This is a genomic window from Clostridioides sp. LIBA-2809, assembly GCF_056688965.1.
Window position 1 is genome coordinate 2,322,757 of the sequence record NZ_CP197004.1, and the last position, 17,928, is coordinate 2,340,684.

Below are 17,928 nucleotides of genomic sequence, written 5' to 3' on the forward strand. Positions count from 1 at the left end.
TGCTATAATATTGAATTTTTACCTTTTGTCACTATATTGTAACATTAGATTTTAAATTTTATAATCATTAGATTTTATTATATAATTGGTATATAATGTATATATAGGGAGGGGACATTTTATGAATTTCAGCAACATTTTTATTCAAGTAGCAGTTTTATTTATAATTATTTTAGTCGGATATTTTGTCAGAAAATTCAACTTATTAGATGACCACTGCACATCTAAGCTTTCAAATTTAACAATGACGGTTTTTTTGCCATCAATGATAATTAGCTCCATGCAAATTAACTTTGATAATAAAATGATACAAAAAATACTATTGTTATTATTTACATCTCTGATTATGTATATAGTCTCAATTATAATTGCATTTTTATTAAAATACATTTTGAAATGTGACAATGAAAAAGATTTGGGGATATATCAGTATATAGTTGTTTTTTCAAATGTTGCTTTTATGGGCTATCCTGTAATTGAAGCTGTTCTAGGTCATGAAGCGATATTCTATACTGCGATATTCAATTTACCATTTAACTTGTTTTCTTTTACTTTAGGAATTTACCTTCTATCTAAAGGTAGTACAAACAAAGGTTTTTCAATGAAATCACTTATAAGCCCTGCTACAGTAGCTGTGGTTATTGGACTTTTTTTATTCGTGACAGGGCTTAGATTACCTCAATTTATAAATGACCCACTTAAGATGTTAGGAAATATCACTACACCAATATCCATGATTATCATTGGAAGTTTACTTGCTAATTCTTCAGCTCTAGATTGTTTTGTCAATAAAAAATTATATCTAGTCACTTTTATAAGATTATTGATACTTCCTGTAATTGTATATTTTATTCTAAAGGGATGGGTAAATGATAATATGATTTTAGCTATACCAGTAGTAATTTCTTCCATGCCTGCTGCTGCAAATACTGCTATAATGGCTAATCAATATGATTCTAATATAACACTTGCTTCACAATGTGTGTTTTTTACAACACTATTTTCAGTTATATCTATACCTTTTATAAGTATTTTATTGTTGTCTTGATTTATTCTTTTATGTATTATATAATAACATATTCAATAAATTACAAATATAAACATTTTATTGTAGTATATTGATGGAATTTTTTCCTAGATATTTGTCAATAATATCTATATGTATTATAGAATAGGAGGCTTAAATATGGACATAGATTTACTCTTTAAAATAGTATTTGCTATAGTTGCTATAGGTGTTTCTGTAAAAATTATCAAGACTGTTGCCAGTCTAGCTTTCAAAATAGCTTTGATATTGCTAATAATTTTATTTGTATATAGAATGTTTTTGTAAGCATTTAAAAATAAGTTTTTTAATACAATAGAGAAGTAGAATAAATTATCTTTAATGAAAACCCTCTATTAAAGACAATTTATTCTACTTCTCTATTACCACTTACTTCTTTAAATTAAATTTTTATTATATCTTCCCATAATATAGATATCTTCAAACTTTCCATCTCTAATTACAGCATATCTCTTAATACCCTCTACTTCAAAACCTAATTTTTTATATAAATTTAATCCTTTTTCATTGTCCACAATTACTTCTAGTCCTACTCTAGCTAACATAATCCAATTGTCTGCTATATCTAAAAGCTGTTCTATAAGTTTTTTCCCTACTCCTCTTCTATGATAGTTCTCATTAACAGTTATTACTAATTCTGCACTATGTCTTAATCTTGGAGAAGAATTTACATGTAAACCAGCAAAACCTATTACAGTTTTTTCTCCATTATTATCAATTTCAGCTACAAACATGTAATCATTTTCTCCTAAAGAATCCAACATAGCTGTCGTTTTATCCACTCTGTCACTCATTAAAGCCAAAGTATTTCTCATAACACCGTATGCCCTTCTCATTTCATTAACAGTTTGTGCATCTTCTCTTCTTACAGGTCTTATTGTTATATCTATAGCATTACTCATATTGGATTCCCCCTTTTAAACTTTCTTATTTAAAACTTTCTAAGTCTTATTTTATACCTTTTAAATCTATGTATGCTTCTATTTGAGGCACATATATCATATTCTCTTTTATATGTGTATTTCCAAATTCTTTTAGCTCTGTGCCATCTTCATCCTTAGTTATTTTATATCTAATTGACTCTTCCCCTTCAGTTACTTCAGCATGAAAAAACATACCTTCATATTGCTTGAATCTAAAATTAAAATTGTCTTTAGTAAGTTTTATTACCATGTTTTTATCTACTCCTTATATAATTAATATTTTTTATTATTATTAGTTGTATACATATTGTTTATTCATATTAATATATTATAACTTATCATTTATTTAGTATAAAGTTATAAATACATATATCTATACTTATTTTACAATCTATCTCCAAGTGATATATAATAGTTTTATATAAACTAGATTCTGTGAGGTGAAATATGAACAAAAAAGCAAAATATTTTTCTTTAATTCTTTTTCCTATTGCTTTACTTTTAAATTTTATAGCAAGTAAAATTCCACATATTGTTGAAAAATATTACTCTCAAATCATAGACAAAACAATTATACAAATACTGAGTAAAATTTCAGGAATTTTTCCATTTTCTCTCTATGAAATTACAATGTACATAATCGTTATATCTGTCTTTTTATTTTTATGTTCTACTATATTTACGATTTTTAATAAGAAAAAAAATTTAAAAACATTTTTGAAAAATGCTATTTTAAATATATTATCCATTGTATCAATAGTATACTTTCTTTTTATAGTGCTTTGGGGGATAAACTATAATAAAATTCCACTTGAAACTACCCTCATAAATCAATATAATTTAAAAAACAATAGCTCTATTCAATCAAAACAACATAGTGTTAACGAGCTTGCTAGACTATATAAATTCCTCGTAACTAAGTCAAATAAAACTAGAAAACTCACATTACAAGATAAGAATGGTGTTGTAAAATCTAATACAGATTATAAAGGTGTCATAAATAGAGCTCAACTAGGCTATGATAATATTCTAGATATATTACCTAGTGTTAGTGGCAATTATTCTAAGGCTAAATATATTATTTCATCAAATCTTATGTGTTATACAGGAATAACTGGTATATATTTTCCTTTTACAGGCGAAGCAAATGTAAATGTAGCAATACCTGACTTGTATATTCCTTGTACAGTTGAACATGAGATGGCACATCAAAGGGGATTTGCTAGTGAAGATGAAGCTAATTTTATAGCGTATCTTACTTCTATAAAACACCCTAATATTGATTTTAACTATTCTGGTTATATTCTAGCTTTAAATCATACTGCTTCTGCATTAAGTACAGTTGATTATGATGCCTATATTGAAATTTCTGCTGGTATTTCAGATTCTGTTCGTAGAGATTTAAAAAACCAAAGTGAATTCTGGCAAAAATATGAAGGTAAAATCAATAAAATTTCTAATGAGTTTAATAATTCTTATTTAAAAGCTAATGGTGTCGCTGAAGGTACTCAGAGTTATGGCAAAATGGTCGATTTATTATTAACCTATTATGAATTATATCCATATTAAGTACTACAATTCAAAATTCTATTAACAAACAGCTGGTGTTAAGTCAGTTGTTTGTTAAGTTAAATAAATTATTTCAATCAAATTGCTTACGTATAATTTGAAACTATGTATATTTTGGATGTAAAATAGCGCTTATATTTCTAATTTTATTTGATTTTAAAACAAATATGTTAAATAACAATACATTCTATTGTATAATTATAGAATATAACTATTTCGCCTTATAATATCTATATAATATTTTCACTTCTAACTATTCTATTACAAATATTTTCATCATCTTTGATAAATATTTTATCTAAGATTTTAAAATAAAAAAGCACATATCAAAATCTGATACATGCCCATAATCTTATATATAATTCATTTTATTAGAATCAAAATATCTTTGTGTAACTTATATTCCCAACTAAATCATTGGAAATTTAACCAGCTTAGTATTAGCTAAATGCCTACTTAATTTTAATTTCATCAAATATTACTTATAGTAATTTTCTAATATACTAGTAGCCACTGATTTTCCTTGAAAACCTTTCAACCAATTCTCATATGCTAAATTTTTCCACACACTACCATCACTAAATGTTACTTGTTTTACACATGATATTATATACTTTACATCATGCTCTCCAGTTGATTGTTTCCATTTGTCAAACAATAGAAAAGCTTCATCTTGCTTATTTCCTGATTTTATTGCATTTTTCTTTGCATATTCTTTCTCCATTTGCTGCCATTCTTTCAGCCATTTTTCTACCCATGCCTTACCTTGTTGTTTTTCAAACATACTTATTATATCCTTTGGTGGCTGTTGTTGCATTTTTCTATAAATATGTAAATATGATTTTGGAGACACAGGAGATATTCCTGCTACAATGCCATAGTCTACACCATCTGGACTAAATCCAACACTTCCTACTTCGCCATTTGTTGCTACATTTTGAGCATCCCAATACAACTCAAGTGGTTTTCCATGTTTATCATATGCTAAACATGTAATTTCATAGTCCATAATTGCCTTTTTACTGGTATTTGTTAAATTTATAACATTACTAGGCCAATGGTATGGACTATCATCATACTGTACTTTGCTATTATTTATAAATAGTGGAATATTTTTGTTATAAACAAGACCTTTACTATTTGAAGTATATGAGACTTTATGTGTTGTAGTACTTTGTGTATTTTCTGAGTATGAATTTATTCCTTCTGAATTGGTTGTATTAAGAGAAAATGTTGTTGTAGTTCCAATAATCAACAAGGCAACAACTAAAATGGGTAAACTAAATATTTTTCTATATTTCATAGTTCTTCCCCCTTTCTTTTATTAATTTATACTAAAATAATTTACCAAAAATATTAAGACTTACATTTACATAATATTCCAGTAATTTTAGTAATTAAATTTTATCACAATGGCAAATAAAATTCAACATTATCCCAGTATTTTTTCATTATATTAAATTTTATTTTATTTTCATAAATCTAGAATAGAGCTTAGGTCATGTATATATAATTAAATTAGAATATAGATTCCTTATATTTTTTAAGATTTATCAAATTAAAAATGGCTAGATGATTAAATATTCTAGAAAAAACCTATTCTAAAAATATTAAAAAATCTAGCCAATTAACATCTCTCGATTGTATACTATAACTTATCAATCTCTTCTAGTAACTCATCAACTAACTTGTCTCCATCAATCATTCTCACTATTTCGCCTTTTTTAAATAAAAGACCTTCACCTTTACCACCAGCAATACCTATATCTGCTTCTCTAGCCTCACCAGGTCCATTTACAGCACATCCCATAATTGCAACAGTAATATCTTTTTCCATATTACCAATCTTTTGTTCAACCTCATTTACAACACCAATTAAATCTATATTACATCTACCACATGTAGGACATGATATAACCTTAATCTTATCATTCAAAAGACCCAAACTTCTTAAAATTTGTTTACCAACAACAACCTCTTCAACTGGGTCACCTGTCAAAGATATTCTAACAGTATCTCCAATTCCTTTAAGAAGGAGTGCTCCTACACCTATAGAAGATTTTATTGTTCCTTTATGGACACTTCCAGATTCTGTGATTCCAACATGAAGAGGATAATCAACTTTTTTTGATATTAATTCATATGCATCAACAGTTTTATAAATATCAGATGATTTTAGAGATATAACGATGTTATAAAAATCTAAATCTTCAAGAATCTTAATATGTCCCATAGCACTTTCAACTAATGCTTCAGCTGTTGCAGAACCATACTTTTTTAAAAGTTCTTTTTCTAAAGAACCACCATTAACTCCAATTCTAATTTTTAAATTTTTTTCCTTACATTTCTCAACTACAGCTTTAACTCTTTCTACGTTTCCAATGTTACCAGGATTTATTCTAATTCCATCAGCACCTTGTTCTATAGCTTCAAGAGCCAACTTATAATCAAAATGTATATCAGCTATAATAGGTATATTTACACTAGACTTTATCTTACCTATATTCTTAGCTGCTTTAATATCAGGAACAGCCACTCTAACAATATCACAACCAGCTTCCTCTAATCTCTTTATTTGAGCTATTGTAGCATCTGCATCTCTTGTATCAGTGTTTGTCATAGATTGTATACTTATAGGATTCTCTCCTCCTATTTTTATACTTCCTACACTTACTTCTCTAGTTTTTCTTCTTTCGTAACTCATATTCCACCTCTATATATTATTTTATATTAACTCTATTTAACTATTAAAAATACTCTAATCTACATATATATATTATAAATTAAAAAGCTATATAGTTAAATAAATAAGAATAAATTTCATATATTGAAACTTATTTATTCTTACTTAAAACTACATAGCCCTTTTCTTAATCTTTATAAAAAACTAAATTATTGAAATAACCTTAATATATCTTTATATGTGATAAAAAGCATAAATAACATCAAAGCTCCAAAACCAACCACATTTATCATACCTTCTTTATTTGGGTCAAGTTTTTTACCACCTCTAACTGCTTCTAGTAATAACATAAGTATTCTCCATCCATCAAGGGCTGGTATTGGCAATAGATTTACTATACCTAAATTTAAACTTATTATAGCAGCTAAATACACTACATTTATGATACCTGTACGAGCTGCATCTGATACCATACCAATAACACCTACTGGTCCTGCAACAGCATTACCAATTCCTCCTGGAACACGTCCTGTAATCATTTGACCTAAGAATGTCAACATTTGCTTTGTCATATCTACAGTAGTTTTACATGCATTTACAATTGAACCAAAAAAATCTTTTTCTCTTTGAGGCTGAATTCCTATTTCATACTTTCCATTGTTGTTTTTAGGTGTTACATTTATAACTTTGTCACTTCCATCTCTAGTTATACTAAGTTTCAATTCTCCACCAGAGGAAGTATTTATTATATTTGCAACTTCATCCCAAGTCTTAACGGAATTACCATTAATTTTATTTATCTTATCCCCTACTTGAAGTCCTACAGATTGTGCAGGAGTATTTGGCATTATCTTTCCTAATTGAGTGGTTGGAGAACCTATATATAAGAATACTGGTACCAAAAGTATCGCTGCTAATATTATATTAAATATTGGCCCTGCTACAATAGTACTAAATCTTTGTAATATAGATTTATTTCCAAAAGAATTTGGACTTACTTGTTCTTCATCTTCGCCTTCCATACTTACATACCCACCAATCGGAAGTGCTCTTATAGAATACTCAGTATCTTTTTTTACACTATATATCTTAGGTCCCATCCCTATAGAAAACTCATTTACCTTTATACCACTTCTTTTTGCAAATATAAAATGTCCTAACTCATGTATTAATACAATTATACTAAATAGTATTAATGCAGCTATTATAGTCATAAATTCACCTTCCTATTTTTTTATCAGATTTGTAACATAAGCTCTACTCCATCTATCTGTTTCTAAAATTTCCTCTAATGTTGGTTTACTTATGCTACTATGAACTTCTAAAGTCTTCTCTATGTAATATGGTATGTCATAGAAACCAATTTTATCCTCTAAAAATTCACTTACCAAAACTTCATTTGCTGAATTTAGAACAGAAGAATAAGTTCCTCCCATTTTTAAACACTCATAAGCCAATTTTAAACATGGAAAAGTTTCCAAATCTGGTTCTTCAAAAGTTAAAGTACTAAATTTTGAAAAATTCATTCTTTCAAAGTTACTTTCCATTCTATCTGGATATGTAAGAGCATACTGTATTGGTAGTCTCATATCTGGGCATCCTAATTGTGCTATTATTGAGCTATCTGTATACTGTACCATTGAATGGATTATACTTTGTGGATGAACTACTACATCTATATTTTCTTGTTCTACCCCAAATAGCCACTTAGCTTCTATAACTTCAAGACCTTTATTCATAAGTGTTGAAGAATCAATACTTATCTTTCTCCCCATACTCCAATTTGGATGCTTTAAAGCTTCATTTTTAGTTATATTTATAAGTTCATTTTTTTTCTTTCCTCTAAATGGACCACCAGAGGCTGTAAGTATTATCTTTTCTATGTTTTTTTTATTTTCTCCATTCAAACATTGAAATATAGCACTATGTTCACTATCAACAGGTAGAATATTTACATTATATTTTTCTGCCTCTCTCATTACAAGTTCTCCAGCAGTTACTAACGTTTCTTTATTCGCTAATGCTATGTCTATTCCCTTCTTTATAGCACAAAGAGTTGGAACTAAGCCTATCATTCCCACAACAGCAGTTAGAAGTACATCAACTTCATCAAGTGATGATATTATTTTTAATCCTTCCATACCTGTTAAAACTTCTATTTCTATATTTTTTGACAACATTTCTTTTAATTTTAATGCCTTGTCTTCCTCAAAAACTGTTACATATTTAGGTTTAAATTCTACTATTTGTTCTAATAATAACTCAATATTACTATTAGCTGATATTGCAACTATCTCAAACTTATCTCTATTTTCTCTAACTACATCCAAAGTTTGTTTACCTATAGAGCCTGTAGAACCTAAAATTGATATCTTCTTCATATAATAATCCTTTCTAATAATAAATATACCCTATCAGAACATTATAACACTACTAAAACAATTATTTTTACTATTCATAGAAATTTCATATAGTATTCTACAAACTAAAATTAATCTATTGTTTCTATATTTTATAAAGTATTGTAAAATGTTTTAGCATCCCTAAATGTCTCTTTTTATTTCAACAACATCCTCTATTTTACAGTCTAGTGCTAGACATATCTTTTCCATCGTATCCATAGAAACAGATTTATCATTTCCTAATCTACCTAAAACAGAAATACTTATACCTGATATATTTACAAATTCCATTTTCTTTATTTTTCTATCAATTAATAATTTCCATAGTGGAGCGTATGAAATCATGTTATCACCTCGCAAAATATATTCTATCACATTTTATCTATTTTGGAAAATTTTCATCTATTTAGATAAATAATTCTTTATATAATATAGATGTCAATTATAGTTTAATAAACATAAATATGTTAAAATAAATCAAAGTAATAGATTCAAAAACTATACTACTCACAGGAGATGATTAAATGAATCAGACTCAAAAAAGAAAACTCGAGTTTATAAAAAATCATTGGGATTTGACTGTCATAGAAAAAGAAAGAAATATTGCTCATATCATTCGTTATACTCTAACAACACTTGCTGTTATTGCTTTTTTTCTTCCCACAAAAATCAAATTCTCCATACACATATTTGTCTCATTATTTTGTTGGATAATGTATTTATTACTATATCCTAAAATGCCAATGGAAATGCCTAAAAAAAGAAATTTAAGAAAATATTATATACCATTTCCTTTCACTGCATGTGTATTATCAATAATGCTTCTTCTTCTATCAACAAATTTATTATATACATCAACAAAAGAGAAATTCAGTTTTGTTTTCATTTATATGATAATATTATTTGTACCTTATGTTCTAATGTTAATTTCAAAAAAAATAAGAGAAACAAAATTTATTATCCTATTGGTTCTCTTTTCTACATTCATCCTTAGTTTTTCTACAACACCAGCTTTAAATTATATTGCTACATTGGACAACCCCAAAACTGAATTTGTAAAGGTTATTGATAAAGTAAGTATTTCTTCTCGTTCTGGAAAGGAACACTATTTTAAAATAGAGGTAGGTAATGAAATAAAAAGAATGAAAGTTTCCAATAAAATGTACAAATCAACAAATAAAAACAAATTAGTCCAACTCTGTAAAAGAAAAAGTATATTTGGTTATGAATACTGGACATTACAAAACTAGAAAAATATCTATATAAAAAATACATACTGTTCTATTGATTTAAAACTCATTATTATAATATGATATAAAGTATATACAAACATTTAATTAAAATTTTTAAAATCATAGTTCAAAAAAAAGGAGAAAATATGCCATATTTATTAAAGATTAATCAATTTGAAAAAAGTTATGATATAGGAATTTTTAAAAATGAACAATCAATATATAAATTTATTGAGAAAATACCATTTGTAAAAAAAGAGAGTAGCAATTTTAATTATACAAATTACTATATTGAATTTGAAGATATTCCTGAATATTATGAAGTAAATTTCAATAACTATTTATACATTATCACTAGATTTTCATTCATACCAGATGGAACTGAGATATTTTTTAGCTGGGATGAAATTCATTGTTGGGATGAAAAAATTGCTACTGAAAAAACTTTTATAAATGGTGAAACATTGGTAGATTCATATAACTTTCCAAACAATGAAGTAAAGGACTATATACAAAAACGAGAATCACTATATAGAGAAACAAAAAGATATTATAAGGAAAAAGGATTAAAAATTGAAAGACATGCACTTGGTTCTGAAGATGGTGAGTATGTTGAGCTTGTAAATGATTCTATTCTTTATTTACTAGATATAGATGCAATTGAAATATGGGAACAATCAAAAAATATAGAAGAATTTTTATATAAATATAAAAACCGTTTTAAGTGATTTATATTTTTTGACCTACATAAATATGCATTGAGTTATTTAATAAGATACAAAATAATTCAATGCATAAATTAGTAGAAAAAATAATTCTATTATTTTCCAATTACATATTTATTAAAAAATTCTTTTTCTTCTATAGGCTTAGAGAAATAAAATCCCTGCCCTACATCACATTTAATTGTTTTTAAAAAGTCTAAGTCTTTTTTAGTTTCAATACCTTCACATACAACAGACATGTCTATACGATGTGACATTTCAATAATACATTGAATAATACTATATACTTTCTCTCTATTAAAGGTTTCTTTAAGTAGGCTTTTATCTAACTTCAAGCCATTAATCGATAAAGAACATAAAAGACTTAATGAAGAGTATCCTGAACCAAAATCATCCATAGAAATTAAAAAGCCCAACTTTCTAAGCTTATCTAAAATTGAAATAACTGGCTTGGATATTTCATTAAAAGCACTTTCAGTTACCTCTATTTCTATATACTTAAAAGGAATTTCATATTCCCTAACAATATCTAAAAATCTTTGGTAGAAATCATTTTGGTAAATAGTAACTCTTGAAAAATTAACTGCAATAGGATAAGTATATTGATTTTTTTTCATAAATGTTTTTTTTATAAATGAACACGCTTTCCTTAACATATAAAAATCTAATTCAATAATAAATCCACTTTTTTCAAATAATGGAATGAATTTATCTGGTGACAGAAAGCCAAGCTCTGGAGAAAACCATCGTACAAGTGCTTCTGCACTCACAACATTTAAAGAAGATATTTGAAATTTAGGTTGCAAATACATATGGAATTCTTCATTTTCTAGTGCTTTATGCATATGATTATAAATATTATTTTCCATTTGTAATTGCTTTAGCAGATTTTCATTATACCATACTGTAGAGGAAATTCCTCTCTTTTTACTTACCTTATGGGCAATATTTGCCTTATCCATTATAGAATTGATAGATTTATAATCCAATTTATCAACTTCAACTAAATATGCACCTATACAATAAGATATAGTTTGAGTTACATTCATATTTAATTCAGATATTATGGCCTCAGTCAGAATCTTAATAATCTCATCTAAGAGAGAATCTCTATATTTTGCAAGTATTACAAAATTATCTGAACCAACTCTTGCACAAGTTTCTTTAGTATTAAAGGTTTTGGAAAGTGCAGTTGCAACTATTATTAAAACTTTATCTCCATATTCATATCCATGTACATCATTAATATATTTAAAATTGTCAATATCAATATTTAATAGTACATACTCTCCCTTATATGCATGATGTAAAATCTCAATAGCTCGATTTTCAAATGCAACTTGGTTTTTTATTTTTGTCAAATTATCAGTATAAAATATTTCGTCAAATTTTCTTTTATTATAATACTCCCAAATCAAGATACTTATTATTGATATTGTAAGATAAATAACTAATGCAGTAGCGAAAGAATGTAATTTTATGTCAGAATGTTTTTCAGATATAAAAACAACTTGACTAGATAACGAAGAATATGTTTCGCTCAATTTGTATAATTTATCACCTGAACCTCCATTTCTAACTTTTATAATTTCTTTTTTCATAGATTTCCACATAGTATCCATTTGAATTAATTTTTCTTGAAATTCTTTATTATCACACCTTTGCAATCCAAGTTCACCCTTACCAGTTCTTAGCTCTATTAAAATACTATCTAATTCTTTTATCAACTTATCATTTCTTTTATTATTCAATTCTTGTTTAACAACCTTTTCAGTTTCACTGCGAATAGTACTAGTATAATTTATAATTTTAATATGTTCTATACTATTGTATAGAGAAAATATAAAAATAATAATAGCAACTAGCCAAATAGCAGCATAAATTAAAAAATCATATTTTTTCTTCATTATTGTTACCTCAATTATAATATATCTATATAATTTGCAATTGACCAATCAGCTATAAAAAATGATTGTATACTTTGCAGTAATATGTATTTATCTCAAATAAATCTATCATCTATATGTCTAAAATAGACTAATCTTTGATAGTATATATTTTGTCTTTAGATAGAAAACATACAATATGTGTTTTTACCTTCTTCTTTTGCTCTATATAAAGCACTATCTGCATGATGATATAACTCATAAAACTGTTCTCCATCTTCTGGATATACAGAGATTCCTATACTAACACTTATTCCAAAATATAAATCATCATATGTAAATGTACTATCCAATGTTTTTAATATATCCAGACTTTTATTTTGAATAATTTCCCTATCTCCATTGTATTCCATAAATGCTATAAATTCATCACCTCCTACACGACCAACTATATCTGTTTTTCTAAAACTTCTTTTTAAACATTCAGCTAAATCAATTAATATTTTATCTCCAAATACATGTCCCATAGTATCATTAACATATTTAAAATTGTCTACATCAATCATAAATAGGGCATATCTCCTATTTTTATAATTTGATAGCAATATATCTCTAATTTTTTCCTCAGTGGTACTTTTATTCAACAATCCTGTCATTAAATCATTTTGAGATTGTTCAATTAATTTATTATACTCCTTCTTCTCTTCATCTATATTTCTTATCTTTCCTAGTATTGATATAGCAGTATCTCCAATCTTATCTGGTTCATTAAAGACTATAGAACACCACAAGTGCACATCATTTTTAGAGAGTATACGTATTTCTATTGCTTCTGGCTTATTACCTCTATGTGCCTCTTCTAAAGCATCAAGTAAGGTCTTACAATCTTCTTTATAAATATTTGATAACTGTTCAGTAATTGTTCCTTTTGGTTCTACTTGAAATATATTATAATAATTATCAGAAAATATGATTGTATTATCTTTAAAATTATATTCAAATAAAATGTCACCCCATTGTTTTAATGCATTCTGATATCGACTAGCTAAGTTATCAGATTTTTTATCTTTTTCCTCATAAGTTTCATCTGTTACATCTACTATACTTGAATAAAAATACTGCTTTCCATCCTTATCATTTTTACATAATCTAGAAATTGTTTCTAAAGAAATCAAACGATTATTTTTACATCTAATACGATAGTGAAGTGTAACTATACCTTTAAAATTAACTTGACTTATTATATCACTAAGGACATTTTTTCTATCTTCTTCAAAGATTAAATCAATATACTTTCCATCAAACTTATTTTTTATTTCTTTTTCTGTATAACCTATTAATGATATAAAGCTAGGAGAAATATAATCTAAGGTAAAATCTTCATCAAAACGAATACATTTTACACATGCAGGAATATTATCTAAAACTCTTCTATATTTCCAATATGATTCTTCCATCTCTAAAGACCGTTTCTTAAGCCTATCATTTTCTATGATAACTACAACTAAACTCTTAAAGCCTTCTTTCCCTCTTACAACATTACCAGTTCCAAGTATCCAGATAGGTGTTCCGTCAGATTTTACTACCCTAAATTCAATAGTTACTATATCACTAATTCCAAGTTGTCTTCTAATTTCATAATTGACGTATTCTATATCGTCTGGATGCACAAATCCTAATGCTTGATTCTTAAATTTTGCTTCCATCTCCTTAATCGTATAACCAAGCATTCTACGATACCCTTCATTACATGTAAGAAAAGTAAATTCATGATCCATTCCAACTTGAAATATACCTGCGTAAGCATTATCTACGAGTTCTTTTACATTTATTGGATGAGTTGGATTGAGTGCAGAGTATACCATACTTTTTTCTTTTTCTAAGGAAGTGTCTTTTGATATAATATCTTCCTGATAATTAAATGAATCAACATCTTTTTCAAAGTAATATTCATAAAACTTGTCTGCATCTATAGGCTCTTTATAATAAAATCCTTGTAGTATTTCTGGTCTCATCTGTTCAATAATTTTTAAAGTTTCTTTATCTTCAATTCCTTCAACATAAACTGTCATATTCATGCTATGACACAGATTAATAATTTGTGAAACGATTTTTTGGTCTGTTACATCATATGTAATACGATCTAAAAGAGTATGATTAATTTTTAAAGAATCTGCACTTAATTCACGAAAAATTTCTAAGGAAGAATGTTTTGCTCCAAAACTATCAAAGCTAATCTTAATACCTTGACTTCGAAGAAAGTCAAAAGAATGTCTTATTTCTTCTATTTTTTTTATATTATTATCTTCTGTCAATTCCAATGTAATTAGAGATGGTGACAGACATTGTTTTTTTATAGTATCTAAAATAAAGAACTTGAAATTAGGGTCTTCAAGCTGTTGATATGATACATTTATGTTCATCTTAAAATTTGGCATATATTTTATCCATATATTCAATTGTTTTAAAGCAGTTCTAATTACCCATTGACTAACTTTATCCATAAGCCCAGAAGATTCTAAAAAAGGTATAAATTCAGTTGGCCCAAGTTTCATTTCAAAATTAGGATTCTTCCAACGAAGCAATACTTCACATCCATGTAGTTTCTTATTATTAGTAAAAATAAGTGGCTGGTAATTTAAATAAAATCCTTCAAAATCATTTAATACACTTTCTCTTAGATACTCTATCAAATTTATAGAATACTGAGAAAAATTTAACTTATCCTTTGAATAGACAAGCAGAGTCTTTTTTCCTTGTTTTTTTGCTTTCTCAAATGTAACACGTGCATTTTGGTACAATATATCACATTCTGTACCATCTTTCGGATAAAAGCAAACACTTCCTGATATGGTAAATGAAATAGCATGTCCATTAATCTGTTTTATACATTGTGCTACATATTGAAACCTATTAAATAGTTTTATTAATTCATAACAATCTCCATTTGGATACAATACCCCAAATCCATTTCCATCCAATCTATATAAACTTACATCTTCAGGTAAAAAAGGTAAAATAGCTCTAGAAAATTTTTTTAAAACTCTATCTCCAAATGAATAAGAATATAAATTATTAATCTGCTCAAAATCATCAATTCCAATAAACATAATCCCATATTGATTCTTCTGATTTTCTAGGTTTGAAAGCATCATTCTAAAATTGTAATTCCCATTTAAATTCGTTAATTTATCTATAATATTATTAGTTGACATTTCCATTAATCCATCCCCCTCAAATTTCAAACTTTTTGAAATAAATATTTATCTACTATTTTTTACTCATATTTTATATTTCTGAAAGTTTTTATGTGTATAATAAATCATGACCTAATTCAAAAGCTATTTTTAAATATCATTCTGCTTTAAATTTAATTATCAACTAAATGACATTGAAGATGGAATATCTAATCTTTTTAATAAATAATTAAAGTACCATTTACCTAGAATTTAACTCTTTGAGTTTATTTTATCATATTATGGAAATATATTCCTTTTTTTTAAGATATTACTTAAGCTGTACTTATATTCCCGAAATTAAAACAATAATCTACTTATCTATTATTAATTATGTCTAAAAATAAAATTTATAAATGGGTAATAAATTAGTTATATTTAGATATATGTATTATAAAAAGATAATAAAGTTAAGAATATCAATATTATTAAACAAAAAAATATTTTTTAATTGCAATTCTCGCATATAAAACATGTATACTACAAATATAGTACAGTTTAATAAAGTAATACATATTTTTATACAATTCCTAAATTATATCCTCTAAAACATTAAACAATGAAAATAGCCATGTAACTAAACAATCGCAGAATTTCTCTGCTTTTAGAAGTTACATAGCTATTTTCATTACTAGCAATTATAGACTGCCCTTTTAAAACCAACCAATCTTATCTAATAAAAAATTTGATAGCACTATACACAAAAGGTGCAACTAATATAACACTATCGAATCTATCTAATATACCCCCATGACCAGGTATTATCTTTCCATAATCCTTTATCCCTACATATCTCTTTATAGAAGATGCAAATAAATCTCCTAATTGAGCTATTATACTTCCTATGCTTCCTATTATTGCTAATTGAAGCAAATCAATACCAAATAAATATCCAAATAAAATACAACAAAGTGTACTTCCTATTATTCCTCCAATAGCTCCTTCTACAGTCTTTTTAGGACTCACTTTAGGAATTAATTTATGTTTTCCAAGTAAATAGCCACTAAAATATGCAAATATATCTGTCATAAAAGATATAACAAATATAAGCCATACATAGATATTTCCTTTTTCAAAACCATTTATAGTTATAACTATAAAATCTAAAAACACTCCTATATAAAAAATTCCTAAAAACGTAATCGAAACATCTATAACATTGTTTTTGCCCATCAACATATAAATTATACCTGCTAAAAATAAAATGAAAATCATTGCATAAGTATACTCTAATGGTAAGTTAAAAATATTTTTTACAGCTAAATAAATAGAAAATATATATCCGATAACAAAGATTGGATGTATATCTTTTATTTTAAATGCCTTATAAAACTCATGTAATGCAATATAAACTATTGCCATCTCAGCTATATATAAAGGAATTCCTCCATATACAACAAATAGAAATAATGGAACCAGAGCTAGTGAAGCAATAATTCTTGTAAGCATAAAATAATCTCCTTACTTAAGTCCTCCAAATCTTCTATCTCTTTTTTGATATATATAAATAGCCTTTTGTAATTCTTTTTTATTAAAATCAGGCCAATGTATATCAGTGAAATAAAACTCAGAATAAGCAACTTCCCAAAGTAAAAAGTTACTCAATCTTTGTTCACCACTTGTTCTTATTACCAAGTCTGGATCTGGTATAGACTTTGTGCTTAAATAGTTTTTTATAATATCTTCATCAATATTGTTTATATCTATTTTACCACTTTCACAATTTTTTACTATATCTATAAGAGCATTTTTTATATCTGCCCTACTTCCATAGTTTAATGCTAAATTTAAATTAACTCCTGTATTGTCTTTTGTCATTTCCTTAGCTGAGTTTAATTCTCTTATACAAGTTTTTGGTAAAGCACTTATATCTCCTATAGCTGTCACTTTTACATTATTTTGATGAAGCTCAGCTATTTCATTTTTTAAGTATGTAGATAATAAGTTCATAAGTGTATCAACTTCAATTTTTGGTCTCTTCCAATTTTCTGTTGAAAATGCATATAATGTTAAGTGCTTAACTCCTAAATTTGAGCATTCTTTTACTATATCTCTTATAGTTTCTACTCCAGCCTTATGTCCTGCAGTTCTTGGAAGAAATCTAGATTTTGCCCATCTTCCATTCCCATCCATTATAATAGCAATATGAGTAGGTATGTTATTTAAGTCTATGTCATACATAATGTTGTTATTCATATTTTGCCTC

Annotated in this window: 16 protein-coding genes; 5 read left to right on the forward strand and 11 right to left on the reverse strand. The window is 26.6% G+C overall.

Annotated features, from left to right (window positions below; all coding sequences use genetic code 11):
* Positions 1-121: 121 nt before the first annotated feature.
* Together ACTG44_RS11135 and ACTG44_RS11140 are read left to right on the forward strand one after the other, a co-directional pair.
* Positions 122-1,048 (forward strand): AEC family transporter, encoded by a 927-nt coding sequence (locus ACTG44_RS11135; RefSeq protein ID WP_479919020.1) that lies wholly within the window; start codon positions 122-124, stop codon positions 1,046-1,048.
* Between the two features lie 138 nt (positions 1,049-1,186).
* Positions 1,187-1,333, forward strand: coding sequence for a hypothetical protein (locus tag ACTG44_RS11140; RefSeq protein WP_021384980.1), 147 nt, complete (start codon positions 1,187-1,189; stop codon positions 1,331-1,333).
* Between the two features lie 110 nt (positions 1,334-1,443).
* Here ACTG44_RS11140 and ACTG44_RS11145 read toward each other — a convergent pair whose 3' ends face one another.
* Together ACTG44_RS11145 and ACTG44_RS11150 are read right to left on the reverse strand one after the other, a co-directional pair.
* On the reverse strand, positions 1,444-1,968 hold the full coding sequence (locus ACTG44_RS11145; RefSeq protein WP_479920463.1) for an N-acetyltransferase family protein: 525 nt from the start codon (positions 1,966-1,968) through the stop codon (positions 1,444-1,446).
* 46 nt (positions 1,969-2,014) lie between these two features.
* Positions 2,015-2,239 carry a hypothetical protein gene (locus ACTG44_RS11150; protein ID WP_021384965.1) on the reverse strand — a complete coding sequence of 75 codons (225 nt, stop codon included), beginning with the start codon at positions 2,237-2,239 and terminating at the stop codon, positions 2,015-2,017.
* A gap of 197 nt (positions 2,240-2,436) precedes the next feature.
* Here ACTG44_RS11150 and ACTG44_RS11155 point away from each other — a divergent pair, with 197 nt between their 5' ends.
* Positions 2,437-3,558, forward strand: a complete 1,122-nt coding sequence (locus ACTG44_RS11155; protein ID WP_479920464.1) for a DUF3810 domain-containing protein — start codon at positions 2,437-2,439, stop codon at positions 3,556-3,558.
* 478 nt (positions 3,559-4,036) lie between these two features.
* Here ACTG44_RS11155 and ACTG44_RS11160 read toward each other — a convergent pair whose 3' ends face one another.
* The 5 genes from ACTG44_RS11160 to ACTG44_RS11180 all read right to left on the reverse strand — a co-directional run bounded on the left by ACTG44_RS11160 (position 4,037) and on the right by ACTG44_RS11180 (position 8,988).
* Positions 4,037-4,861, reverse strand: coding sequence for a DUF5780 domain-containing protein (locus tag ACTG44_RS11160; RefSeq protein WP_479920465.1), 825 nt, complete (start codon positions 4,859-4,861; stop codon positions 4,037-4,039).
* A 345-nt stretch (positions 4,862-5,206) separates the two neighbouring features.
* The gene (ispG, locus tag ACTG44_RS11165; RefSeq protein WP_021384984.1) at positions 5,207-6,262 is read right to left on the reverse strand and encodes a flavodoxin-dependent (E)-4-hydroxy-3-methylbut-2-enyl-diphosphate synthase; all 1,056 of its coding nucleotides are present in this window, start codon (positions 6,260-6,262) and stop codon (positions 5,207-5,209) included.
* Positions 6,263-6,450: 188 nt separating this feature from the next.
* Complete coding sequence (gene rseP, locus ACTG44_RS11170) at positions 6,451-7,455, reverse strand: RIP metalloprotease RseP (RefSeq protein WP_021384977.1); 1,005 nt, start codon at positions 7,453-7,455, stop codon at positions 6,451-6,453.
* Between the two features lie 12 nt (positions 7,456-7,467).
* Positions 7,468-8,622: a 1-deoxy-D-xylulose-5-phosphate reductoisomerase gene (locus ACTG44_RS11175; RefSeq protein ID WP_479919025.1), complete on the reverse strand. Its 1,155-nt coding sequence runs from the start codon at positions 8,620-8,622 to the stop codon at positions 7,468-7,470.
* Between the two features lie 162 nt (positions 8,623-8,784).
* Entirely contained in the window at positions 8,785-8,988 is a 204-nt protein-coding gene (locus ACTG44_RS11180; RefSeq protein WP_021384994.1) for a helix-turn-helix domain-containing protein, read from the reverse strand.
* A gap of 545 nt (positions 8,989-9,533) precedes the next feature.
* Between ACTG44_RS11180 and ACTG44_RS11185 the strand changes: the two genes are divergently transcribed.
* Positions 9,534-9,893, forward strand: a complete 360-nt coding sequence (locus ACTG44_RS11185) for a hypothetical protein (RefSeq protein ID WP_479920466.1) — start codon at positions 9,534-9,536, stop codon at positions 9,891-9,893.
* 128 nt (positions 9,894-10,021) lie between these two features.
* Entirely contained in the window at positions 10,022-10,603 is a 582-nt protein-coding gene (locus ACTG44_RS11190; protein WP_479916914.1) for a hypothetical protein, read from the forward strand.
* 92 nt (positions 10,604-10,695) lie between these two features.
* On the opposite strand, the gene ACTG44_RS11195 is transcribed toward ACTG44_RS11190, so the two are convergent.
* The 4 genes from ACTG44_RS11195 to ACTG44_RS11210 form a co-directional block, all read right to left on the reverse strand.
* Complete coding sequence (locus ACTG44_RS11195; protein WP_479920467.1) at positions 10,696-12,507, reverse strand: putative bifunctional diguanylate cyclase/phosphodiesterase; 1,812 nt, start codon at positions 12,505-12,507, stop codon at positions 10,696-10,698.
* Positions 12,508-12,665: 158 nt separating this feature from the next.
* A complete protein-coding gene (locus tag ACTG44_RS11200) occupies positions 12,666-15,707 on the reverse strand; it encodes a diguanylate cyclase domain-containing protein (protein WP_479920468.1) in 3,042 nt (1,013 codons plus the stop codon).
* A gap of 684 nt (positions 15,708-16,391) precedes the next feature.
* Entirely contained in the window at positions 16,392-17,171 is a 780-nt protein-coding gene (locus tag ACTG44_RS11205; RefSeq protein WP_021384981.1) for a phosphatidate cytidylyltransferase, read from the reverse strand.
* Between the two features lie 12 nt (positions 17,172-17,183).
* Complete coding sequence (locus ACTG44_RS11210; protein WP_021384985.1) at positions 17,184-17,918, reverse strand: isoprenyl transferase; 735 nt, start codon at positions 17,916-17,918, stop codon at positions 17,184-17,186.
* Positions 17,919-17,928: the final 10 nt, after the last annotated feature.